We start from the raw sequence: 21,582 nt of genomic DNA on the forward strand, positions 1-21,582 counted from the left end.
GAGCACGTCAGTGACGGGTGAAGGGCTTGATGCGGGAGCGGCCGGCCGGCTGTTCCGGGTCGAACTCGGGGAGCACCTCCGGATCGAACTCCGGCACCCCGTCCGGCTCCGGTTCCGGCCCCGGGAGAGGCGCGTCCGGAAGGGGCTGGTCCGTGAAGGTCTGCTCCGTGACCGAGGGGAGCGGGGAGACCGGCGTGTCCGGCAGGTCCACGGCGGACGCGTCTCCAGCGGGCCCTTCCGCGGGCTCGTCCTCGGGCCGTTCTGCGGTCTGCTGCCCGGACGGACCCTGCGATCGGTCGGTCGCGACGGGCGGCGGCGACCCCTGCTGCGCGCGTTCCAGGAAGCGGAGCAGTTCCACCGGGAAGGGCAGGACCAGGGTGGAGTTCTTCTCGGCCGCGACCGCGACGACCGTCTGCAGCAGCCTCAGCTGCAGCGCCGCCGGTTGGGTGGACATCTGCTGCGCCGCCTGGGCGAGCTTCTTCGACGCCTGCAGCTCCGCGTCGGCGTTGATGACCCTCGCGCGCCGCTCACGGTCGGCTTCGGCCTGCCTGGCCATGGACCGCTTCATCGTCTCCGGCAGCGAGACGTCCTTGATCTCCACGCGGTCGATCTGTACGCCCCATCCCACCGCGGGACTGTCGATCATCAGTTCCAGTCCCTGGTTGAGCTTCTCGCGGTTGGACAGCAGATCGTCCAGGTCGCTCTTACCGATGATCGACCGGAGGGAGGTCTGCGCCATCTGGGAGACCGCGAAACGGTAGTCCTCGACCTGGATCACCGCGCTCGCGGCGTCCACCACCTTGAAGTAGATGACGGCGTCCACCCGCACCGTGACGTTGTCACGTGTGATGCCGTCCTGGGCGGGCACGGGCATCGTCACGATCTGCATGTTCACCTTGCGGAGCCGGTCGACGCCCGGGACGATCATGGTGAAGCCCGGGGAGCGCACCTGGTCATGGAGCCTGCCGAGCCTGAGCACCACGCCTCGTTCGTACTGCTTGACCACCCGTGCCGCGGCCATGCCGTACACCAAGGCTCCCGAGAGCACCGCCACCAACACGATCAACAGATACTGGACCATCACGGCCCCCTGCCTACGGGGGTGCGCGTTCGCACCCGCCCATCACGTCCTATTAACACGATATGCCCGATACGCACCCCTTGAACCTCCGCCCGGGTATCAGTGGCCCCGGCCGGCCGCGCCCCGGATGCCGACGTCCCGGGGACCGGGCAGGGTGGCCAGCGCCAGCACGTCTCCGGGACGTACCGATGAGCCGTACGAGCAGACGAGGACCCGCCATGTCCGTCACCGCGCCCCATACCGTTCTCCGGCGACGTGCCGTCACCGCCACCGGTGCCGCCCTGCTCACCCTGGCCGTCGCGGGCTGTTCCGGCCTCGGGCGCACGGCGGTCGGGCCGGTCTCCTACACCACCGGCCGGGACGGCGTCGTCACCGTGCACAGCCCGTCGGTGAAGGGCTGCCACGAGATGGCGCCCGACGGAGCGAGCAAGGTCGAGAACCAGACCCTGATCGACATGACCCTCTACACGACCCGCGACTGCTCGGGCCGCGGCACCGCCTACGTGGCCACCACGTTCACCGACACCAACGCCGAGAGCGCCCCGATCTGGCGCAGCTACCGGTTCGTCCACTGACCGTGCGCCCCGCGCGCCCGTTCCCCCGACCGTACGAGGCGCATACGCGGCCCGACGGGCCCGCCGCCCCTCAGGACCGGTCGGGGCGGGCCAGCACCCAGACCCCGTCCGGGGTGAGAGAGCGGTCGGCCACGAGTCCCGCCTCCGCCAGATACGCCTCGAACCGCTCCGCGGACAGCTCCCGCGACCGGAAGGTCTGGGTCCACCGGGCGTCCTCGAAGACGTACTCCGCGCGCACCTCGTCGACGCCGTCACCGACGGGGTCCGCCGAGAGGATGCGTATGACGCAGCCCGCGGCCGGGTCCTCCCTCTCCCGGGGCACATCGGAGTGGTAGTCGGCGCCCTCCCGCTGGATCAGCACGACTCCGTCTTCCTTCACGTGCCTGACGCAGGTCCGCAGCAGCCCCTCCCTGACCCGGTGGTCGCTCGTGTGCACCAGGAACGACCCCAGCACGACCGCGTCGAACCGCTCCTCGCCGAGGTCCAGGCCCTCGATGGGGCTCAGGACCGCGCGGGCCCCGCGGACGCGCTCCAGCATCTGCGGCGACTCGTCCACCGCGGTCACGGTGAAGCCCCGCTCGACCAGGGGATGCGTCACCCGGCCCGCCCCGCAGCCCAGTTCGAGCACGCTCGCGCCCGAAGGCAGCGCCGAGGCGATCACGTCCGGTTCATCGCCGACGGACAGTCGGGCGTACAGCTCGACCGCGCAGCCGTCCGGTGTGATCGAGCCGGGCCCCGTGCCCGTGTGTCCCTCACGTACCAGTTGTCCGCTCATACCCGCCACAACGTCCGGGCGCGGGACGGCGTTCCCCCCTTGGTTTCCGTCCGGCTCGGCCTGGGGTCATGCTGGAGGGGAGGCGATGGTGATGGTGATGCGTACCGGAAGTGAACCGTCCACCGCACGCAGTCCCCTGCGGATGCGACTCTGGCTGAGCGTCTGGGGCATGCTCTGGGCCGTGCTCGGCCTGGTGGCCTTCGCGGCGACCGGACGCGTCGGCTGGGCGACCGCCTGCGGGGTGCTGCTGGTCGTCACGATCACGGACCTCTGCGTCGTCGTCCACCACATGCGGCAGGGCCCGCACTATCAGCCGGGCCGCGACGTCCCTCCGTACGAACCCGACCGGGGCGGGCGGCGGCGCCGCTAGGGCCCTTCGCCCGGCCCCCGGGCTCAGCGCGGTCCGGACGAGAGGCGCTGGGGGCTCTCGTCCGTCAGGGGCGGTCGTCGAAGCGGGCGGCCTGCAGGTACTCCGGCTTCGGGTCGAGGGCGGCGGCCAGCCGGAAGTGGCGGGTGGCCTGCTCGGGCCTGCCGGCGCGCTGGAAGGTGCGGGCCAGCGCGAAGTGCGCGAAGGCGTTGTCCGGCTCGCGCTCCAGGACCAGCTCGAACTCGAGCTCGGCCGGACGCAGTTGGGCGGCGGCGAAGAAGGCCCGGGCCCGCAGCAGCCGGGCCGCCGTGTTCTCCGGGTGCGCTGCGATCACCGAGTCGAGCAGCTTGACCGCACCCCGTGGATCCCGTGCTGCGAGCAGTTGCTCCGCCGCGCGGAAGTCGATGACATGCGTTTCCGGGTTGCTCTCTGGCACGGCCCTATCCTTCCCCTCGCTCTCCGCTCCTGAACATCGGTCCGGGCGCCCGTATTCCGGCGGTCGCGGGGTCAGCCGGCGGCGGCCCGTGCGGTGAGCTCCGACCAGACCTCGCGGACCTGGGGCTCCAGGTCCTCCAGCGGACCGTCGTTGTCGATGACGAGATCGGCGACGGCCAGCCGCTCCTCGCGCGAGGCCTGCGCCGCCATCCGGGCGCGGGCATCGGACTCCGTCATGCGGCGCAGGCGTACGAGGCGGTCGAGCTGGGTCGCGGGCTTCGCGTCGATGACCACGACCAGGTCGTACAGCGGGGCGAGGCCGTTCTCCGTAAGGAGCGGGACGTCGTGGACGACCACCGCGCCCGGCCCGGCGGCCCGCTCCAGCTCGGCCGAACGCGCCCCGACGAGCGGGTGGACGATGGCGTTGAGCGCAGCCAGGCGCGCGGGGTCGGCGAAGACGATCGAGCCGAGCGCGGGACGGTCGAGGGAGCCGTCGGGGGTGAGGATCCTGGGGCCGAACATCTCGACGACGGCAGTGAGCCCGGGAGTGCCGGGTTCGACCACCTCGCGGGCGATCCGGTCCGCGTCGATCAGTACGGCTCCGTAGCGTGCGAGCAGCCGTGACACTTCGCTCTTGCCGGCGCCGATCCCGCCGGTCAGGCCCACTTTCAGCATGGGCCGAGCCTAACGAACGGCAGACCGGTGATCTCCCGCGGGCGCACGGCGATCCCCTGTGGGTGCATGACGGGGGCCACGCGCCCCCGCCGAGCGGCCGGAAGGACCCGGCAGGCCCGGCGGGCGAGTACCCCGCACCGTGCGGCCCACCGCGCCCGGCTCCGCGCCCAGGTCCGCCTGGGACGGGGCCGCCCCGGGCTGCCCGGCCCCCGCCCCTTCAGGAATCGCCCTCCCGCTCCGCGAGGAAGCGCTCGAACTCGAGGCCGATCTCGTCCGCCGAGGGCAGATCGACCGACTCGGCGACCAGGTTCCCCCGGGTCTCGGAACCCGCGAGGGCGTCGTACTGGTGCTCCAGCCCCTCGACGAGCGAGACGAGCTCCTCGTCACCCTGGCCGACCTGCCGGTCGATCTCGGTCTGGGTGCGGTGCGCCTCCGTGCGCAGCGTGTGCGCGACGCTCGGCAGGACCAGTCCGGTCGCCGCTGTGATCGCCTCCAGGGCGGTGAGCGCGGCGTCCGGGTAGGCCGACCTGGCGACGTAGTGCGGCACATGGGCGGCGACACCGAGGACGTCGTGACCCGCCTCCATGAGCCGGTACTCCACGAGTGCCTCGGCCGAACCGGGCACCTGCGCCTCGTCGAAGGGGCTGCGGTGTCCGGGCATCAGGTCGGTGCGGTTGCCGTGCGGCGTGAGGCCGACGGGGCGGGTGTGCGGGACGCCCATGGGGATGCCGTGGAAGCTGACGGCGAGGCGGACACCGAGCCGCTCCACGACCTGCTCCACGGCGGCGGCGAACCTCTCCCACTCGACGTCGGGCTCCGGACCGGAGAGGAGCAGGAAGGGGGCCCCGGTGGCGTCCTGGACGACCTTCACCTCCAGGGTGGGCGATTCGAACCCCGACCACCGGTCACGCTTGAAGGTCAGCAGCGGGCGGCGCGCCCGGTAGTCGACGAGCCGGTCGTGGTCGAAGCGGACCACGGTCTGGTGGGGCAGCGTCTCGAGCAGGCCGTCGATGATCTGCTCACCGGTCTCGCCCGCGTCGATGTACCCGTCGAAGTGGTAGAGCATGACCAGGCCGGCCGACTCCTGGGCGAGCGCCATGTCGACGACGGCCAGGCCCTTGGGCTCCCATTCGTACAAACTCTGCGGATCAGGCACGGTTACCGCTCCTCCTCGTGTTCCTGGACAAGAACACCCCGCCCGGCTGCGGCATTCCCGCCCGCTCCCCCGCCGTCGCGCGAGGACACGGCCGTGCTGCGGCCTCCGCCCTCCGGGCGGAGGCGAACGCCGCGTGCTGCCCGGCGGCCGGCATGGCCCAAGGTGGTCACCTGCGAAGTGCTCATGCCCGGCTGCGCTGTTGAGTGGTTCGGCGTTCGTGTACGGGCTGCCGCCGTAGGCCGCACGCTTCTTCGGTCCGGGCATGAGTGAGGCCCGCCCCCCGCGAAGGGGGACGGGCCTCACCTACAGCTCCACAGCTACTGCAGCCGATGAGCGGCTGGGGTCAGAGCGTCAGCTCTGGCCGCCGGCCAGCTTCTCGCGCAGGGCGGCCAGGGCCTCGTCCGACGCCAGGGCGCCGGAGTTGTCCGCGGACTCCGAGGAGTACGAGCCGCCGCCGCCACCGCCACCGCTGCCGCCGGAGGCAGCCGGGGCAGCGCCGGCCGGGGCGGCAGCGCCCTCGGCAGCGGCAGCCTCGTCGGCCTCGCGGGACTTGATGACCTGGGCCTGGTGCTGCTCGAAGCGCTGCTGCGCCTCGGCGTACTGCGTCTCCCAGACCTCACGCTGCGACTCGAAGCCCTCGAGCCAGTCGTTGGTCTCGGGGTCGAAGCCCTCGGGGTAGATGTAGTTGCCCTGGTCGTCGTACGACGCGGCCATGCCGTACAGCGTCGGGTCGAACTCGACCGAGGCCGGGTCGCCGCCGAAGGCCTCGTTGGCCTGCTTCAGCGAGAGGCTGATGCGACGGCGCTCGAGGTCGATGTCGATGACCTTGACGAAGATCTCGTCGTTGACCTGGACGACCTGCTCCGGGATCTCCACGTGGCGCTCGGCCAGCTCGGAGATGTGGACCAGACCCTCGATGCCCTCGTCGACGCGCACGAACGCACCGAACGGAACGAGCTTCGTGACCTTACCGGGAACGACCTGCCCGATCTGGTGCGTGCGGGCGAACTGCTGCCACGGGTCTTCCTGCGTCGCCTTGAGCGACAGCGAGACGCGCTCGCGGTCCATGTCGACGTCGAGGACCTCGACGGTGACTTCCTGACCGACCTCGACGACCTCGGAGGGGTGGTCGATGTGCTTCCAGGAGAGCTCGGAGACGTGCACGAGACCGTCGACGCCACCCAGGTCCACGAAGGCACCGAAGTTGACGATCGAGGAGACGACGCCGGAGCGGACCTGACCCTTCTGGAGGGTCGTGAGGAACGTCTGGCGCACCTCGGACTGCGTCTGCTCGAGCCAGGCACGGCGGGACAGGACCACGTTGTTGCGGTTCTTGTCCAGCTCGATGATCTTGGCCTCGAGCTCCTTGCCCACGTAGGGCTGGAGGTCGCGGACGCGACGCATCTCGACGAGCGACGCCGGGAGGAAGCCACGGAGGCCGATGTCGAGGATGAGACCACCCTTGACGACCTCGATGACGGTACCGGTGACGATGCCGTCTTCTTCCTTGATCTTCTCGATGGTGCCCCAGGCACGCTCGTACTGAGCGCGCTTCTTCGAGAGGATCAGGCGGCCTTCCTTGTCCTCCTTCTGGAGAACCAGGGCCTCGATCTCGTCGCCGACCTTGACGACCTCGTTCGGGTCGACGTCGTGCTTGATCGAGAGCTCGCGGCTCGGGATGACACCTTCGGTCTTGTAACCGATGTCGAGGAGGACCTCGTCGCGGTCAACCTTGACGATGACACCGTCAACGATGTCGCCGTCGTTGAAGTACTTGATCGTCTCGTCGATCGCCGCGAGGAACGCGTCCGCGTCGCCGATGTCGTTGACCGCAACCTGCGGAGTGGTGGCGGTGGTCTCGGTGCTGCTCGTCATGTGGGAAAGGGCTCCGGTACGGACAGTGAGTCGTAGGTACTGCTACGCCGAAAGCCCGTATCGCCTCTGCAGAAGCCGGACAGCCTGGAAAGCACCTATCCGGCAACCGGAGAGTGCCTCGACAACCGAGGGGACATGCAACAGACGCGAGCGCGGCCTGCTAGGTCTGAGGCGCGCAGGCTCGCAGCGCAACTTGTAGCATACGGGGGCAGCCGGACAGGGTCAATGCGCGAAGGCGCACACCCGGGGCACAACACCCCAATCCCGGCACAACTCACGTTCACCGAGGCCACATCGGCGACATCGGTGTGTCGCGCGCGTGACACCCGCGCTCGTCCGTGCGGCCCGGGAAGGCACCCGCGCGGGCGGGTGAAGGAAAACTACAACGACGGGCACGATGAGCCAAGAGATCCACGACCCCGAACCCGAAGCGACCCGGCGGGAAGCCGGTGAGGCGGAGAGCAGCCGGGCGAGCCGCGGCTGGTGGGACCGCAACGCCGACGAGTACCAGAGCGACCACGGGGGGTTCCTCGGGGACGACCGCTTCGTCTGGGGCCCGGAGGGGATGGACGAGGCGGAGGCCGCCCTGCTGGGTCCGGCGGAGGGCCTGAAGGGCCTGGACGTCCTGGAGGTCGGGGCCGGCGCCGCCCAGTGCTCACGCTGGCTCGCCGCCCGGGGCGCCCGCCCGGTGGCGCTGGACCTCTCCCACCGCCAGCTCCAGCACGCCCTGCGCATCGGAGGCGGCGTACCCCTCGTGGAGGCGGACGCGGGGCGGCTCCCCTTCCGGGACGGCTCCTTCGACCTGGCCTGCTCCGCCTACGGCGCGGTGCCCTTCGTCGCCGACCCCGTCCAGGTGTTCCGCGAGGTGCACCGGGTGCTGCGGCCGGGGGGCCGCTGGGTGTTCTCGGTCACGCACCCGATCCGCTGGGCGTTCCCCGACGAGCCGGGCCCCGAGGGCCTCTCCGTCTCCGCCTCCTACTTCGACCGCGTGCCGTACGTCGAGCAGGACGAGCGGGGCGACGCCGTGTACGTGGAGCACCACCGGACGCTGGGCGACCGGGTGCGGGACGTGGTGGCGGGCGGCTTCCGGCTGGTCGACCTCGTGGAACCCGAGTGGCCGGCGTGGAACAGCCAGGAGTGGGGCGGCTGGTCCCCGCTGCGCGGCCACCTGATCCCGGGGACCGCGATCTTCGTATGCGAGCGGGACCGTCGGGCCGCCTGAGGCACCGGCCGCTCCCCTCGGCGGCGGCGTACGAGACTGGGGGCGTGATCCGTACCGACGCACTGGACCAGTTGCCCGTACGCACAGCTGTGCCCGCCCTGGAACGGGCGCTCGACGAGCGGGGCGCCGCGGTGCTCTGCGCGCCGCCCGGGACCGGCAAGACGACCCTCGTGCCCTTGGTGCTCGCGGGGCTGACCGGCGGCGGCCCCGCACGCCGGGTGCTCGTGGCCGAGCCCCGCCGGATCGCAGCCAGGGCGGCGGCGCGGCGGATGGCGTGGCTGCTCGGCGAGCAGACCGGCGGCCGGGTCGGGTTCACGGTGCGCGGGGAGCGGGTGGTGGGACCCGGCACGGTGGTGGAGGTCGTGACCACGGGGGTGCTCCTCCAGCGGCTGCAGCGCGACCAGGAACTGGGCCGGACCGACGTGGTGATCATCGACGAGTGCCACGAGCGCCATCTGGACGCGGACACGGCGGCCGCGTTCCTCCTCGACGTACGGGAGACCATCAGGCCGGAGCTGCGTCTGGTCGCGGCGTCGGCGACGACGGACGCGCAGGGCTGGGCAAGGCTGCTGGGCGACGCACCGGTCGTCGAGGCGCAGGGCGTGGCCCATCCGGTGGAGGTGGTGTGGGCGCCGCCGGCGGGGTCCGTCCGCCCGCCGCACGGGATGAGGGTCGATCCGGCGCTGCTGACGCACGTGGCCGCCGTGGTGCGCCGGGCCCTCGCCGAGCGGGCGGGCGACGTGCTGTGCTTCCTGCCCGGGGTCGGGGAGATCGGCCGGGTGGCCGGGCAGCTCGCCGGCGTGGACGCGGAGGTGCTCCAGGTGCACGGTCGGGCGCCCGCGGCCGTGCAGGACGCGGTGCTGGCCGGGTCCTCGCAGCGGCGCAGGGTGGTGCTGGCGACGTCCGTCGCGGAGTCCTCCCTCACGGTGCCGGGCGTGCGGGTGGTCGTGGACTCCGGGCTGGCCAGGGAGCCGCGCACCGACCACGCGCGGGGCCTGAGCGCGCTGACGACCGTACGGGCGTCGCGGGCGGCCGGACGCCAGCGGGCGGGCCGCGCGGGTCGTGAGGCCCCCGGCGCGGTGTACCGCTGCTGGGACCGGGCCGAGGACGGCCGGCTGGCCGCCTATCCCTCCCCCGAGATCAAGGTGGCCGATCTCGCGGCGTTCGCACTCCAGGCCGCGTGCTGGGGCGATCCGGGCGCCTCCGGACTCGCGCTCCTCGACCCCCCGCCCGCCGGGGCCATGGGCGCGGCCCGCGAGGTGCTGGGCGCAGTCGGCGCGGTGGACGCCTCGGGCCGGGCCACGGACCGGGGCGTACGGATGTCCCGGCTCGGCCTGCACCCCCGACTGGCGCGCGCCCTGCTGGACGGCGCACAGGAGGTGGGCGGACGCCGGGCGTCGGAGGTCGTGGCGCTGCTGAGCGAGGAGCCTCCGCGCGAGTACGGCGATGACCTGGCGCACGCGCTGCGCACGGCACGGCGCGGCGGGGACGCCTACGCGGCGCGCTGGCGGCAGGAGGTACGGCGGCTCTCGCAGTCGCTGGGCGGCAAGGAGGGCCGGGACGCCGGTACGGACGACTCCGCGGTGGGCCTGGTGGCGGCGCTGGCGTTCCCGGAGCGCGTGGCCCGGGCCCGCGGCGAGGGGGCCTTCCTCATGGCGTCGGGCACGGGCGCGGAGCTGGGGACCGGCTCAAGGCTGGGCAGCGCGCCGTGGCTGGCCGTCGCCGTCGCCGACCGGCCCGCCCACGCCGCCTCCGCGCGGGTGCGGCTTGCGGCCGTGATCGACGAGGACACCGCGCGGCTGGCCGCGGGACACCTGAGCTTCTCCGGCGAGGAGGTCCGCTGGGCCGACGGCGATGTCGTGGCGCGGTCCGTGGAGCGCCTCGGGGCGGTCGAGCTGTCCGTGCGCACCCTGCGGCGGCCGGCCCCCGAGCTGGTGCGCACGGCGCTCCTGGAGGGACTGCGCGGCGAGGGGCCGGGACTTCTGCGGTGGACCAGGGAGGGCGGGCAACTGCGGCTGCGGCTCGCGTTCCTGCACCGGGCGCTCGGCGCGCCCTGGCCCGACGTGTCCGACGAGGCCCTGCTCGCGCGCGCCGACGAGTGGCTGGAGCCGGAGCTCTCACGGGCCGGGCGCCGCGCCGACCTCGCACGGATCGACGCCGGGCAGGCGCTGCGCAGGCTTCTGCCGTGGTCGACGGGCGACGCGGCCCGGCTGGACGAGCTCGCTCCGGAGCGGATCGAGGTGCCGAGCGGCTCGAGGATCCGTCTGGACTACGCCGGTGAGCAGCCCGTACTCGCGGTGAAGCTCCAGGAGCTCTTCGGACTCAGCGAGACGCCCCGGGTCGCCGGGGTGCCGCTCCTGGTCCACATGCTGTCGCCGGCGGGCAGGCCGGCCGCCGTGACGGCGGACCTGGCGTCGTTCTGGCGGGAGGGTTACAGGAGCGTGCGGGCGGAGTTGCGGGGCCGCTATCCGAAGCATCCGTGGCCCGAGGACCCGACGACGACGGAGGCGACCCGCTTCACCACGGCGCGGCTGCGCCGGGAGTAGGCCCCGGCGCGGCCCGACGGCCGGCCGTGGACCTCACCCCGGTACGCACGGCCCGCAAACCCCTCAGGTGCGCGCCGCCGAGGCGGCGGTGATCCAGTTCCTGAACTCGACGGCGTAATGCCGGAGGTGGTGCTCCAGGACGTCCTCCGGGCACGAGGTGGGCACGTAGACCGTCAGGTTCGCGGTGAAGCCGTCGGCGGTGTCGCCGAACTGGGTCAGCGCCCGCCCGACGACCGTTCCGTCGGCCAGGAACAGGTTCGAGGACATCTTGTGCGGAAATCCGGACTCCGGGAGCAGTTCGTCCGCGTCCTCGGCCCAGGCCATCGCGTCCGTCCCCCAGCCCCCCATGTAGAAGGAGCAGACGTGGGGGCCGATGTTCTCGACCACGTTGAACGATCCGTCGGCCTCCGGAGTCATCACGTAGTGCTCGGGGTGCGCCGCGAGGAGCGCGCTCTCGTCGGCCGCGAAGGCCTTCTCCATCCAGGCGAGGAACTCGCCCGCCGAGAGGCCCCGCGTGGTCAGGACCGTCGTACCTCCCCGGAATCCGCCGTCGGAGGTGCGGGCGCTCTCCCGCAGGAAGGCGTTGCCCTCCTCGATGTCCTCGGCCAGGAGGTCGAGCAGGCCCCGGCGCCCCAGCCGCGCCCTGAAGCGGTCCAGGGCGCGGCGGGCGTAGAACAGCTCGAAGTCGGCGATGCTCCCGGGACCTGCGGGTCCCGAGACGAGCGTGACGGCTACGGACGGCGACTGGTCGTGGGTCATTCCCGAACCTCCCTAGAACGCGAACGTGAATTCACATTCGCATTTTGACCTTACCCGGAGGGGTGCGCCACTCGTCAAGACCTCGGCCGCGGTGCCGCCGATACCATGCGGGACATGACGGATGAGCCGAACGGCCGGGCGCACTACCGGGAACCCCGGCAGGCGCGCAGCGCCGCGACGCTGGCTCGCGTCCTGCGGGCGGCCGAGGAGATCGCCACGTCGGACGGCCTGGCGGAGATGACGATGACCGGTGTCGCGGAACGCGCCGGTGTCGCCGTCGGCTCGATCTACCGCCGCTTCGAGGGCAAGGAGCAGTTGGTCACCGCCCTGACGGAGCGGATGCTGGAACGGCGTGAGGAGTACGTGGCCGAACAGCTGCGCGGGGCCGAGCCCTCGCTCTCCGGCGTCGTCGACGCCTATGCCCACGCACTCCTGCGGTCGTTCGCGGACAACAGCGACCTCTTCCCCGAACTGCTGCGCGCCCGGGGAGCCGGCGCTCTGGACCGCGGGGCCCGCACCATCACCGAGATCCACCGCCTCCTGCTGGAAGCGGCGGCCCCCCACGTCCGGCAGATCCGGCGCTCCGACCCGGCGGCTGCGCTTGACACCGTGGCGCGCGCGATCCTCGGCGCCTGCTTCCACAACTCCCTGCGGCCCGACCCCGCCGAGGGCGAGACCGCCCGGCGTCGGTACGCGGACGAACTGGGCGACATGGCGATCGCCTATCTCCTCGCTCCCGACCGCCGCGGTGGCGGCGCGCCCGCCTGAGTCACCGAACGGCCTCAGGAACACGGCCTGGTGCGTGCCCGAGCTGCGGAAAGGTGCCGGCGGGTGTCGGCACGGGCGTCTCGCAGCCCGGCGCGGCGTGGGAAGCAGCGCCCGCCGAGGGGCCTCCGGGGCGTACGAGGAGTCCGGGCCCGGGCGCCCCGGCAACAGCTGCGGGACCCGGGTCCCGCTCCGGCCCCGGGGTGCCGGCCCGGCGGCCGGCCCCCCGGTCCCCTACGGGTCAGGCCGCGGGGGCCGCCTCGACCTTCAGCTCGACGGTCAGCGTGGCGCCGCTCGCGGTGGTGAGCCGCAGCTCGTACGTGCCCTCGGCGTCGTCGGCGAAGATCTCGGGAAGCTTCAGGAGCCCGTCGGCGCCCGCCTTCAGGTCCAGGGTGCGGACGGGCTCGCCGTCGGCGTCCTTGAAATACGGCCCCTTGTCGTTCTCGACGGGCGTCTCCGCGTCGGTGATCATCGTGGCGGTGACCGCGGTGTCCGCCACGCCCGTGCCCTTGTACGTCGTCCTGACCTCGACCCGGCCGGCGAACGCCCCGCCGGGGGCGGCCGTGAGGGCTGTGCCGCCCGTCCGGGTGATGGTGTCCGCCACCCGTGCCTCGACGGTCGCGGAGAAGGTGAGGGTGCGGGGCCTGGCCGTGCCGGCGACGGCCGTCACCTTGAAGGTGCCCGGCTCCTCACCGGCTGTCAGGACGGGAGCGGTGACGGTGCCGTCGGCTCCGGTGGTGAGCGTCACGGTGCTCCTCCCGCCGACGAAGCGGGCGTCCGTGTCGCCGACGAGCGTGAACTTGACCGAGGCCTTGGCGAGCGGGGCACCGAGCGTGTTCATCGCCCGGACCTTGACGCGCTCGGTGAACGCCTCTCCGGCCGTGGCAGTCAGGGAGCCGGTGCCCGCGTTCTCGAGGCTGCCGAAGGACTGGGGCGGGGTGGTCGGCGGAGTGGTCGGCGGCTTCGTCGGCGGGGTGGTCGGCGGCTTCGTCGTGGGCGGGGGCGTGGGGTCGGGGCCGGGCGTCGTACCGCCACCGGTCTTCGGCGGCGTGGGCTCGGGGCTCGGCGTCGTGCCGCCGCCCGGGGTGCGGGGCGAGGGGGACGGGGAGGACGTACCGGTGTCCGCCGGGAGGACGCCCGTGCCGTCGGGGACCTCGTGAGTGCCGCGCTGGTAGAAGTCGAACCAGGAGCGCACCGTGCGCAGGTACTCCGTCGAGCGGTTGTAGCTCAGCACCGCCTGGTCGAGGTCCGCGGCGAGCGACAGGTCGCGGGTGCCGGCGCAGAGGTAGCGTCCGGCGGCCAGCGCCGCGTCGTAGATGTTGTTGGGGTCCTTGCGTCCGTCGCCGTTGCCGTCCTGGCCCCAGGTGGCCCAGGTGGACGGGATGAACTGCATCGGGCCGACCGCACGGTCGTGGGTCGAGTCCCCGTCGTACGCACCGCCGTCGGTGTCCTTGATGAGCGCGAAGCCCTGGCCGTTGAGCGCCGGGCCGAGGATCGGGGAGAACGTGGTGCCGTCCGCGTCGACCTTGCCGCCGCGGGCCTGGCCGGACTCGACCTTGCCGATCGCGGCGAGCAGTTGCCACGGCAGACGGCACGCGGCGTCAGTTCCCGCTATCTCCTGCTGGGCCTTCTTGTACGCGGCCAGCACCGAGGCGGGTATGCCCGCCTCGCTGCTGCCGGTCGCCGGAAGATCCACTGACGTACCGGGCCCGCCGGGCGTGCTGAGCGGCGGAAGGTCGGTGTAGTAGGGCGAGTTGCCGGTGGCCGCACTGTCGCCGGGCGGTGTCCCACCGGCCGCCGCCCGGGCATCCGCGGCGCTGTCGGACTGCGGTGCCGCGGGGGCCTGGGAGGCGGAGAGGGCCGCCACGGCGGCGGCGGCCACCGCCGTGGTGGTGGCCCCCCTGCGCAGCCTGCGGCCGAATTGCGCTGCCATGGGTGTCGGTCCCTCCCCGTCGACGGCTGTCCGCGCTCCCCGCGCGAGAACTCAGGCGACCCTACGACAACTCCCGGCGCCCGAACACTGGTCCGCGACCGGTTCTTACCGATTTCTCAGCTTCCCGGCCCTCAAGTGACCGGGCGTTCGCGGGTGGGTGACGCGCACTCACCCATACTTGCCACATGCCGTTCACACTCAGCCATGCCGCAGCGGTGCTGCCGGGAATCAGCAGGTCCGGCAGGGGCCGTGGGCCTCTCGTGGCGTCCGCGCTCGTCGCCGGGTCGTTCGCTCCGGACATGACCTACTACGCGGACACGGTCGTGCCGGGGGCCATGGAGTTCGGCGAGGTGACCCACGCCGTGTGGGGGGTGTTCACCGTGGATGTCCTCGTCACCGGCGCCCTGGTGGCACTGTGGCTGATGCTGCGCGAACCGCTCGTCGCGTTGCTGCCCGGGGCGGCGCGGGGGCGCGTGCACGCCTTCGTGCGCGGGCGGCGCCGGGAGCCCGGCGACCCGGTCCTCCCCCATGCGGTGTGGTTCGCCGTGTCCGCCGTCATCGGCTCGGGAACCCACGTCGCGTGGGACGCCTTCACCCATCACGACCGGTGGGGTACGGAGTTGGTCCCCGCCCTGAACGGGAGCGTCGGCGGCCACCCGGTGTTCCAGATCGTCCAGTACGGCAGTTCGGCGGTGGCCCTGGTGCTCCTCGCGTGGTTCACGTACACCGGTCTGCGGCGCACCGGCCCGGTCCCCGCTCCGAGGTCCGTGCCGGTGCTGGGCCGGACCGAACGCGCCTGGGCCGTCGTGTTCCTCGCCCTGTGCGTCCTGCTGGGCACCGCCCACCGGTGTGCCCGCTGGTACGCCCACTTCGGGCGCCTCGACACGCCTCTCGACATCATCCCGACCGCGTGCTTCGGCGCCGGGGCGGGCCTGACGGCCGGACTGGTGCTGTACGGGGCGTGGATGCGGCTGCTGCGCAGGCCGTCCGCGCCCCGGCCGCCGGACGTGCCGCCCGCGGACACCGCACAGCCCCGCCCCGCGGGCAGGGACGTCGGCTGAACGGGCCGGACCGCCGGGCGCCGGGTCCCCCTCCCTGCCCTCCGGCGGTCCCGCCCCTTCAGGACCTGCTTCTCCGCTAGTGCGCGGCCGTCTCCCAGTCCGTACCGACGCCGACGGACACGTCCAGCGGTGCACGGAGCTCGACCGCCGTGGACATCTCCCGGCGCAGGATCTCCTCGACCTGCTCACGCTCACCCCGCGCGATCTCCAGGACGATTTCGTCATGGACCTGGAGCAGCATCCGTGACGTCAGCTTCGCCTCCGTCAGCGCCCGGTCCACCTGAAGCATCGCGACCTTCACGATGTCCGCGGCCGTCCCCTGGATCGGAGCGTTGAGCGCCATCCGCTCGGCGGCCTCGCGGCGCTGGCGGTTGTCGCTGTTCAGGTCCGGGAGGTAGCGGCGGCGGCCGAGGATCGTCTCCGTGTACCCGGTGGCCCTTGCCTCCTCCACGACCCGGTGCAGGTAGTCGCGCACCCCGCCGAAACGCAGGAAGTAGGTGTCCATCAGCCCTCGCGCCTCGCCGGCCTCGATGTTCAGCTGCTGGGAGAGACCGAACGCGGAGAGCCCGTAGGCCAGCCCGTAGGACATCGCCTTGATCTTGCGGCGCATCTCCGCGTCGACCGCGGACTTCTCGACACCGAACACCTGCGAGGCGACCGTCGTGTGCAGGTCCTCGCCCGAGGCGAACGCCTCGATCAGACCGGCGTCCTCGGAGAGGTGGGCCATCACCCGCAGCTCGATCTGGCTGTAGTCGGCCGTCATCAGCGTCTCGAAGCCCTCACCGACGACGAAGCCCCGGCGGATCGCCCGGCCCTCGTCCGTACGGACGGGGATGTTCTGCAGGTTGGGCTCGGTCGAGGAGAGCCGGCCGGTCGCCGCGACCGTCTGGTTGAACGTGGTGTGGATACGGCCGTCCGCACCGATCGTCTTGATCAGCCCCTCGACCGTGACCCGCAGCTTCGCCTGCTCCCGGTGGCGCAGCATGATGACCGGCAGCTCGTGCTCGGTCTGCGCGGCCAGCCAGGCCAGCGCGTCCGCGTCGGTCGTGTACCCCGTCTTCGTCTTCTTCGTCTTCGGCAGCGCCAGCTCACCGAAGAGGACTTCCTGGAGCTGCTTGGGCGAGCCGAGGTTGAACTCACGGCCCACCGCGGCGTGCGCCTCCTTCACCGCCTGCTGCACCGCACCGGCGAACTGCTGCTCCATGCCCTCCAGATGTGCCCGGTCAGCGGCGATGCCGTGCCGCTCCAGACGGGCCAGCATGATCGAGGTGGGCAGCTCCATGTCGTGCAGCAGCCCCGTGGCACCGACCTCCTTCAGGCGCGTCGTGAACGCGTCCCCGAGGTCCAGCACCGCGCGGGCCTGCGCCATCAGCGCGTCGGCCTCCGCACGGTCCTCCGCGCCGAACGCCAGCTGCCCGTCGGACGCGGGGGCCGGGGCCAGCTCACGGCCCAGGTACTCCACGGCCAGGGCGTCCAGGGCGAAGGAGCGGCGGCCGGGCTTGACCAGGTAGGCGGCGAGCGCGGTGTCCATGGTGATGCCGTCCAGCCGCCAGCCCTGCTCGGGGAAGACCCGCAGGGCGTTCTTGGCGTTGTGCAGGACCTTGGGCCGCTCCGGGTCCGCGAGCCAGGCGGCGAGCGCCTGCTCGTCGGCCTCGTCGAGATCTGCCGGGTCCAGCCAGGCGGCCGCCCCGTCGGCCGCGGCGAGCGCGATCTCCGTGACCGTGCCACTGCCCAGCGACCAGGTGTCGACGGTCATCACACCGAGCGGCTGCGCGCCGTGCGCCTCCAGCCACGGAGCGACCTCGCCCGACCCCAGCACCGCGCCGTCCAGCTCGATGCCGGCCAGGGGCTCCGGCGGGCCGGCCTCCTCGGCGCCCGGGTCCACTGCGAGCAGCCGCTCGCGCAGGCTCGGGTTGCGGATCTCCAGGACGTCCAGCACACCGGTGACCGCCGCACGGTCGTACGGAGCACGCTCCAACTCGGCCGGGACCTTCGGCAGCTCCACGTCACGGACCATCTCGGTCAGCACACGGTTCATCTTCACCGCGTCCAGGTGGTCCCGGAAATTCTGGCCGGCCTTGCCCTTCACCTCGTCGGCCCGCTCGACGAGCTCCGCGAACGAACCGAACTGGTTGATCCACTTCGCCGCCGTCTTCTCACCCACACCGGGGATGCCCGGGAGGTTGTCCGACGGATCACCGCGCAGCGCCGCGAAGTCCGGATACTGGCCCGGCGTGAGCCCGTACTTCTCCTGGACCTTCTCCGGGGTGAAGCGCGTGAGCTCCGAGACGCCCTTCGTCGGATAGAGCACCGTCACGTTGTCCGTGATCAGCTGGAAGGAATCCCGGTCACCCGTGACGATCAGCACCTCGAAGCCCGCCGCCTCGGCCTGCGTGGCCAGCGTCGCGATCACGTCGTCCGCCTCGAAGCCGTCCACCGCGAACCGGTCCGCGCGCATCGCGTCCAGGAGCTCGCCGATCAGCTCGACCTGCCCCTTGAACTCGTCGGGGGTCTTGGAGCGGTTCGCCTTGTACTCCGGGAACTCCTGCGCACGCCACGTCTTGCGGGACACGTCGAACGCGACCGCGAAGTGCGTGGGCGCCTCGTCGCGCAGCGTGTTCGCCAGCATCGACATGAAGCCGTACACGGCATTCGTCGGCTGCCCCGTCGCCGTCGTGAAGTTCTCCGCGGGCAGGGCGAAGAACGCCCGGTACGCCAGGGAGTGCCCGTCCATGAGGAGCAGGCGCGGTCGGTTGTCTGCCGTGTTCTTCGATGCCGTCTCAGCCACGCCCCCGATCCTGCCACGGACCACTGACAATCCGGACCGGCCGCCCCACGGCCCCCGACGTCGGGCCCCGGCATCACGCGCGCCGGACCGCTCCCCGGCCTCCTCGCTTCCCCCGCAGCACACCGGCAGGTGTGCATGACAGGATCGAAGGACTGTGAAGGCGTGAAGAAGACGCGACAGGACGCCCCGACACGTGACGACGCCACGCGCGCCCGCACCCGTCGGAGGCGCCCGAAGGCTCGAAGGGGAGCACCATGGCCACCAAGCCCCCGACCGGAGACCCGGTCCAGGACGCGCCGCAGATCGACCCGGTCCAGCATTCCGCCGCCGGGCTGCCCGCCGTCGCCCACACCCTGCGCGTCGCCCAGCGGCAGATGGGCGTACGGCGCACCGCGCAGACCCTCCTCAAGGTCAACCAGAAGGACGGCTTCGACTGCCCCGGCTGCGCCTGGCCCGAGGGCGAGGAACGGCACACCGCCGAATTCTGCGAGAACGGCGCCAAGGCCGTCGCCGAGGAAGCGACCCTGCGACGCGTCACCCCCGACTTCTTCGCCGCCCACCCCGTCGCCGACCTCGGCACCCGCAGCGGCTACTGGCTCGGCCAGCAGGGACGCATCACGCAGCCCGTGTACCTGCCCGAGGGCGCCGACCGGTACGAGGCCGTGACCTGGGAACGCGCCTTCGAGATCATCGCCGAGGAACTGACCGCGCTCTCCTCCCCCGACGAGGCGCTCTTCTACACCTCCGGCCGCACCAGCAACGAGGCGGCGTTCCTCCTCCAGCTCTTCGCCCGCGAGTTCGGCACGAACAACCTGCCCGACTGCTCCAACATGTGCCACGAGTCGTCCGGCTCGGCCCTCACCGAGACCATCGGGATCGGCAAGGGCAGCGTCAGCCTCGAGGACCTCCACCAGGCCGACCTGATCATCGTCGCCGGACAGAACCCAGGCACCAACCACCCCCGGATGCTCTCGGCCCTCGAACAGGCCAAGACCGCCGGCGCGAAGATCATCTCGGTGAACCCGCTGCCCGAGGCCGGCCTGGAGCGGTTCAAGAACCCCCAGACGGCCCGCGGCATGCTCAAGGGCGCCGCCCTCACCGACCTCTTCCTCCAGATCCGTATCGGCGGCGACCAGGCGCTCTTCCGCCTCCTGAACAAGATGATCATCGAGGCCGACGGAGCCGTCGACACCGGCTTCGTCGCCGAGCACACCCATGGCTACGAGGAATTCGCCGACGCGGCCCGCGCGGCCGACTGGGACGAGACCCTCACCGCCACCGGCCTCGAACGCGACGCCATCGAACAGGCGCTCGCCATGATCCTCGCGTCCAGGCGCACCATCGTCTGCTGGGCCATGGGCCTCACCCAGCACAAGCACTCCGTGCCGACCATCCGCGAAGTGGTCAACTTCCTTCTGCTGCGCGGCAACATCGGCAGGCCCGGCGCCGGTGTCTGCCCCGTCCGCGGCCACTCCAACGTCCAGGGCGACCGCACCATGGGCATCTTCGAACGACCCTCCACCGCCTTCCTCGACGCCCTCGACCAGGAATTCGGCATCACCTCACCACGCCACCACGGATACGACGTCGTGCGGTCCATCCAGGCACTGCGCGACGGCGACGCCAAGGTCTTCTTCGCCATGGGCGGCAACTTCGTCGGCGCCACCCCCGACACCGCCGTCACCGAGGCCGCGATGCGCCGCGCCCGGCTCACCGTCCACGTCTCGACGAAACTCAACCGCTCGCACGCCGTCACCGGCACCCGCGCCCTGATCCTCCCGACCCTCGGCCGCACCGACAAGGACGTCCAGGCCGGCGGAAAGCAGTTCGTCACCGTCGAGGACTCCATGGGCCTGGTCCACTCCTCGCGCGGCAACCTCACCCCCGCGAGCCCCCACCTGCTCTCCGAACCCGCGATCGTCGCCCGCCTGGCCCGCACCGTCCTCGGACCCGCCTCCACCACACCCTGGGAGGACTTCGAGAAGGACTACGGCACGATCCGCGACCGCATCTCCCGCGTCGTCCCCGGCTTCGAGGACTTCAACACCCGCGTCGCACGGCCCGGCGGCTTCTCCCTCCCCCACGCCCCCCGCGACGAACGCCGCTTCCCCACCACCACCGGCAAGGCCAACTTCACCGCCGCACCCGTCGAATACCCCGCGCTCCCCGAAGGCCGGCTGCTGCTGCAGACCCTGCGCTCCCACGACCAGTACAACACCACGATCTACGGCCTCGACGACCGCTACCGCGGCATCAAGGGCGGCCGCCGCATCGTCATGGTCAACCCCGAGGACGCCCACGCCCTCGGCCTCGCCGACGGCGCCTACACCGACCTCGTCAGCGAATGGAAGGACGGCGTCGAACGCCGCGCCCCCGGCTTCCGCGTCGTCCACTACCCCACCGCACGGGGCTGCGCCGCCGCGTACTACCCGGAGACCAACGTCCTCGTCCCCCTCGACTCCACCGCGGACACCAGCAACACCCCGGCCAGCAAGTCGGTCGTCATCCGGTTCGAAACGGCCTGAACACCCGCGCGTGCCGGGCCCGGAGGGCCCGGCAGGATCCGGACCACGGACACTAAGCGCACGCTCAGTCGTCTGATAAGAACAGTGCACACAGCAACGAACCACCGCACACGATCGGAGCCGGACCCCATGGGCGAGCACACCGCACCCACGTTCCCCCAGGAGATCATCGACGAGTACGCGGCACTCGGCGTAGACCTCCCCGCACTCTTCTCCGCCGGACACCTCGGCGAGCGCATGGGCGTCACGATCGTCGAAGCCTCCGCCGAACGCGTCGTGGGCACCATGCCCGTCGAAGGCAACACCCAGCCCTACGGACTGCTCCACGGCGGCGCCTCCGCCGTCCTCGCCGAGACCCTCGGCTCCGTCGGCACCATGCTCCACGGCGGCGCCACCAAGATCGCCGTCGGCGTCGACCTGAACTGCACCCACCACCGAGGCGTCCGCAACGGCCTCGTCACCGGAGTCGCCACCCCCGTCCACCGCGGCCGCTCCACCGCCACGTACGAGATCGTCATCACCGACGAGCACGACAAGCGGGTCTGCACCGCCCGCCTCACCTGCCTGCTCCGCGACGCACCCCGCCCCGACGCCGGCTGACCACCCCGCCCCGACACCCCACTGCCCGGCCGGAACGCGCACCGCGTCCCGGCCGGGCAGACCCATGTCCACGGCTTCCGGCCGGACTTGGCGGACACGCAGGGTCAACACCCCTGACCGCCGACCCCCGTCACATGAACCACTTCAGCAGCCACACCACCCCTGCGACACATCCGCACACACCCCACGGATGTAACACTGCGTAACATGTGTGCAATACACGAAAAACGGCGCGCACCCCGGCCCCCCGCACACCCGGCCGACCCCCTCATGCCCCTTGCGCCCCGATTCGCGCGACAGCACCAAGATCGCCCCAAGCCCCTTAGCAGAGCTGCGGGTTCTCACCATGCGGTCATTCCGCCACCCGGGCAAAGGCCGTACATCTCCACACTGCGGCCAAGAAGCCTTCCCCACGGCATAACAAGACAGTCACATCATCAGCGC

17 protein-coding genes are annotated in these 21,582 nt (G+C 72.0%); 8 read left to right on the plus strand and 9 right to left on the minus strand.

Annotated elements, in window-relative coordinates; all coding sequences use genetic code 11:
- Positions 1-7: 7 nt before the first annotated feature.
- Positions 8-1,081, minus strand: a complete 1,074-nt coding sequence (locus JOC24_RS08530) for an SPFH domain-containing protein (protein ID WP_205020000.1) — start codon at positions 1,079-1,081, stop codon at positions 8-10.
- A 218-nt stretch (positions 1,082-1,299) separates the two neighbouring features.
- Here JOC24_RS08530 and JOC24_RS08535 point away from each other — a divergent pair, with 218 nt between their 5' ends.
- Positions 1,300-1,656: a hypothetical protein gene (locus tag JOC24_RS08535; RefSeq protein ID WP_205019522.1), complete on the plus strand. Its 357-nt coding sequence runs from the start codon at positions 1,300-1,302 to the stop codon at positions 1,654-1,656.
- A gap of 70 nt (positions 1,657-1,726) precedes the next feature.
- Here the strand turns inward: JOC24_RS08535 and JOC24_RS08540 are convergent, their stop codons facing one another.
- Positions 1,727-2,431, minus strand: coding sequence for a class I SAM-dependent methyltransferase (locus tag JOC24_RS08540; RefSeq protein WP_205019523.1), 705 nt, complete (start codon positions 2,429-2,431; stop codon positions 1,727-1,729).
- Between the two features lie 97 nt (positions 2,432-2,528).
- Here JOC24_RS08540 and JOC24_RS08545 point away from each other — a divergent pair, with 97 nt between their 5' ends.
- Complete coding sequence (locus JOC24_RS08545; protein ID WP_205019524.1) at positions 2,529-2,801, plus strand: DUF6343 family protein; 273 nt, start codon at positions 2,529-2,531, stop codon at positions 2,799-2,801.
- 64 nt (positions 2,802-2,865) lie between these two features.
- Here the strand turns inward: JOC24_RS08545 and JOC24_RS08550 are convergent, their stop codons facing one another.
- The 4 genes from JOC24_RS08550 to rpsA form a co-directional block, all read right to left on the minus strand.
- Positions 2,866-3,234, minus strand: a complete 369-nt coding sequence (locus JOC24_RS08550) for a tetratricopeptide repeat protein (RefSeq protein WP_205019525.1) — start codon at positions 3,232-3,234, stop codon at positions 2,866-2,868.
- Positions 3,235-3,305: 71 nt separating this feature from the next.
- On the minus strand, positions 3,306-3,908 hold the full coding sequence (gene coaE, locus JOC24_RS08555; RefSeq protein ID WP_205019526.1) for a dephospho-CoA kinase: 603 nt from the start codon (positions 3,906-3,908) through the stop codon (positions 3,306-3,308).
- A gap of 217 nt (positions 3,909-4,125) precedes the next feature.
- Positions 4,126-5,064, minus strand: a complete 939-nt coding sequence (locus tag JOC24_RS08560) for a PAC2 family protein (protein ID WP_205019527.1) — start codon at positions 5,062-5,064, stop codon at positions 4,126-4,128.
- Between the two features lie 351 nt (positions 5,065-5,415).
- Positions 5,416-6,939 (minus strand): 30S ribosomal protein S1, encoded by a 1,524-nt coding sequence (rpsA, locus tag JOC24_RS08565; protein ID WP_053929940.1) that lies wholly within the window; start codon positions 6,937-6,939, stop codon positions 5,416-5,418.
- Between the two features lie 397 nt (positions 6,940-7,336).
- On the opposite strand from rpsA, the gene JOC24_RS08570 reads away from it, so the two are divergent.
- Both JOC24_RS08570 and hrpB read left to right on the plus strand, forming a co-directional pair.
- Positions 7,337-8,161 carry a class I SAM-dependent methyltransferase gene (locus JOC24_RS08570; RefSeq protein WP_205019528.1) on the plus strand — a complete coding sequence of 275 codons (825 nt, stop codon included), beginning with the start codon at positions 7,337-7,339 and terminating at the stop codon, positions 8,159-8,161.
- Between the two features lie 44 nt (positions 8,162-8,205).
- A complete protein-coding gene (gene hrpB / locus JOC24_RS08575) occupies positions 8,206-10,707 on the plus strand; it encodes an ATP-dependent helicase HrpB (protein WP_205019529.1) in 2,502 nt (833 codons plus the stop codon).
- A gap of 63 nt (positions 10,708-10,770) precedes the next feature.
- On the opposite strand, the gene JOC24_RS08580 is transcribed toward hrpB, so the two are convergent.
- On the minus strand, positions 10,771-11,466 hold the full coding sequence (locus tag JOC24_RS08580) for a hypothetical protein (RefSeq protein ID WP_205019530.1): 696 nt from the start codon (positions 11,464-11,466) through the stop codon (positions 10,771-10,773).
- A gap of 114 nt (positions 11,467-11,580) precedes the next feature.
- On the opposite strand from JOC24_RS08580, the gene JOC24_RS08585 reads away from it, so the two are divergent.
- Positions 11,581-12,234 (plus strand): TetR/AcrR family transcriptional regulator, encoded by a 654-nt coding sequence (locus JOC24_RS08585; RefSeq protein WP_239580052.1) that lies wholly within the window; start codon positions 11,581-11,583, stop codon positions 12,232-12,234.
- A gap of 238 nt (positions 12,235-12,472) precedes the next feature.
- Here the strand turns inward: JOC24_RS08585 and JOC24_RS08590 are convergent, their stop codons facing one another.
- Positions 12,473-14,164, minus strand: coding sequence for a lytic transglycosylase domain-containing protein (locus tag JOC24_RS08590; protein ID WP_205019532.1), 1,692 nt, complete (start codon positions 14,162-14,164; stop codon positions 12,473-12,475).
- 185 nt (positions 14,165-14,349) lie between these two features.
- Here JOC24_RS08590 and JOC24_RS08595 point away from each other — a divergent pair, with 185 nt between their 5' ends.
- The gene (locus JOC24_RS08595; protein ID WP_205019533.1) at positions 14,350-15,225 is read left to right on the plus strand and encodes a DUF4184 family protein; all 876 of its coding nucleotides are present in this window, start codon (positions 14,350-14,352) and stop codon (positions 15,223-15,225) included.
- Positions 15,226-15,301: 76 nt separating this feature from the next.
- Here JOC24_RS08595 and polA read toward each other — a convergent pair whose 3' ends face one another.
- Positions 15,302-18,013, minus strand: a complete 2,712-nt coding sequence (polA, locus tag JOC24_RS08600; RefSeq protein WP_205019534.1) for a DNA polymerase I — start codon at positions 18,011-18,013, stop codon at positions 15,302-15,304.
- A gap of 254 nt (positions 18,014-18,267) precedes the next feature.
- Here polA and JOC24_RS08605 point away from each other — a divergent pair, with 254 nt between their 5' ends.
- On the plus strand, positions 18,268-20,538 hold the full coding sequence (locus JOC24_RS08605; protein ID WP_205019535.1) for an FdhF/YdeP family oxidoreductase: 2,271 nt from the start codon (positions 18,268-18,270) through the stop codon (positions 20,536-20,538).
- Between the two features lie 129 nt (positions 20,539-20,667).
- A complete protein-coding gene (locus JOC24_RS08610; protein ID WP_205019536.1) occupies positions 20,668-21,138 on the plus strand; it encodes a PaaI family thioesterase in 471 nt (156 codons plus the stop codon).
- Positions 21,139-21,582: the final 444 nt, after the last annotated feature.

This window comes from Streptomyces sp. HB132 (assembly GCF_016909575.1).
Lineage (GTDB): Bacteria > Actinomycetota > Actinomycetes > Streptomycetales > Streptomycetaceae > Streptomyces.

What these genes read in the sequence shown, in the direction of transcription:
- JOC24_RS08535 (WP_205019522.1), top strand. Translation starts at nt 1,300, where the DNA reads ATGTCCGTCACCGCGCCCCATACCGTTCTCCGGCGACGTGCCGTCACC.
- JOC24_RS08585 (WP_239580052.1), top strand. Translation starts at nt 11,581, where the DNA reads ATGACGGATGAGCCGAACGGCCGGGCGCACTACCGGGAACCCCGGCAG.
- JOC24_RS08545 (WP_205019524.1), top strand. Translation starts at nt 2,529, where the DNA reads ATGCGTACCGGAAGTGAACCGTCCACCGCACGCAGTCCCCTGCGGATG.
- JOC24_RS08595 (WP_205019533.1), top strand. Translation starts at nt 14,350, where the DNA reads ATGCCGTTCACACTCAGCCATGCCGCAGCGGTGCTGCCGGGAATCAGC.
- rpsA (WP_053929940.1), bottom strand. Translation starts at nt 6,939, where the DNA reads ATGACGAGCAGCACCGAGACCACCGCCACCACTCCGCAGGTTGCGGTC.
- JOC24_RS08540 (WP_205019523.1), bottom strand. Translation starts at nt 2,431, where the DNA reads ATGAGCGGACAACTGGTACGTGAGGGACACACGGGCACGGGGCCCGGC.
- JOC24_RS08605 (WP_205019535.1), top strand. Translation starts at nt 18,268, where the DNA reads ATGGCCACCAAGCCCCCGACCGGAGACCCGGTCCAGGACGCGCCGCAG.
- JOC24_RS08610 (WP_205019536.1), top strand. Translation starts at nt 20,668, where the DNA reads ATGGGCGAGCACACCGCACCCACGTTCCCCCAGGAGATCATCGACGAG.
- JOC24_RS08580 (WP_205019530.1), bottom strand. Translation starts at nt 11,466, where the DNA reads ATGACCCACGACCAGTCGCCGTCCGTAGCCGTCACGCTCGTCTCGGGA.
- JOC24_RS08590 (WP_205019532.1), bottom strand. Translation starts at nt 14,164, where the DNA reads ATGGCAGCGCAATTCGGCCGCAGGCTGCGCAGGGGGGCCACCACCACG.
- coaE (WP_205019526.1), bottom strand. Translation starts at nt 3,908, where the DNA reads ATGCTGAAAGTGGGCCTGACCGGCGGGATCGGCGCCGGCAAGAGCGAA.
- JOC24_RS08570 (WP_205019528.1), top strand. Translation starts at nt 7,337, where the DNA reads ATGAGCCAAGAGATCCACGACCCCGAACCCGAAGCGACCCGGCGGGAA.
- JOC24_RS08530 (WP_205020000.1), bottom strand. Translation starts at nt 1,081, where the DNA reads ATGGTCCAGTATCTGTTGATCGTGTTGGTGGCGGTGCTCTCGGGAGCC.